The following is a 328-nucleotide window of genomic DNA, read 5'->3' as shown; positions in this document are numbered from 1 at the left end:
GTGGGCGGCGATGTCGGCGACGGTCGGGGCCCGGTTGAGCGTCTGGGTCAGCGTGCTGTTGGCCTCGGAGATGCGCAGCCGCAGCTCCTGGAGGCGCCGGGGAACCCGGATGTTCCAGGTGCGGTCGCGGAAGTGCCGCTTGATCTCGCCGAGGATGGTCGGGATGGCGAAGCCGGCGAAGTCGACGCCGCGCGAGGCGTCGAACCGGTCGACTGCCTTGATCAGGCCGAGCGCCGCGGTCTGGGCCAGGTCACCGGCCGGCTCGCCGCGACCGCTGTAGCGGGCGGCCAGGTGGTTCGCCAGCGGCAGCCACGCCTCGATGACCTGG

1 protein-coding gene is annotated in these 328 nt (G+C 72.6%); it reads right to left on the bottom strand.

Going from position 1 to position 328, the window contains the following annotated elements; genetic code table 11:
- Positions 1 to 328, bottom strand: a 328-nt coding sequence (locus tag IF06_RS0131820; RefSeq protein ID WP_030275049.1) for a sigma-70 family RNA polymerase sigma factor, incomplete at both ends; no start/stop codon positions are given.

This window comes from Micromonospora globosa, assembly GCF_000717585.1.
In the GTDB taxonomy this organism is placed as follows: Bacteria; Actinomycetota; Actinomycetes; order Mycobacteriales; family Micromonosporaceae; genus Micromonospora; species Micromonospora aurantiaca.
Note: the sequence above shows the minus strand (reverse complement) of the source record. Positions and strands in the feature narration are given on the sequence as shown.